This window comes from Paraburkholderia sp. SIMBA_053 (assembly GCF_046534895.1).
GTDB classification, from domain to species: Bacteria; Pseudomonadota; Gammaproteobacteria; order Burkholderiales; family Burkholderiaceae; genus Paraburkholderia; species Paraburkholderia caledonica.
On record NZ_JAWRXU010000560.1, the window covers coordinates 1 to 278 of the forward strand.

A 278-nucleotide genomic window follows, 5' to 3' on the forward strand; every position below is an offset into this window, starting at 1 on the left:
CTGCGCATCGTCGCCGAGACTCTGAACGCGAGCGGCGTTCCCGTCGCCAGCGCGCCGCAACCCGCGCTCGAGATTCCGGCCACCGCGGCGGAGGCGGCGAACTCGCCGACGTACGGGGAGTATGCGCTGCCGTACTTCATGTCAGGACCGATGCGCCTGTTCGCCGAGATCCGCGCGTTGAACACCGGGATCCGCGTGCAAGAGGTGACCGTCAAGAAGAACTACTGGTTGTCGTAACCGCGCCTCGAAGTCTTCCGCCCGCACCCCGTTGCGTGCAG

1 protein-coding gene is annotated in these 278 nt (G+C 66.9%); it reads left to right on the forward strand.

The features are described from left to right. Nucleotides 1–237 (forward strand): hypothetical protein (locus SB753_RS36855; RefSeq protein WP_410805073.1); only part of this gene is annotated, 237 nt, incomplete at its 5' end. Nucleotides 238–278 lie beyond the last annotated feature (41 nt).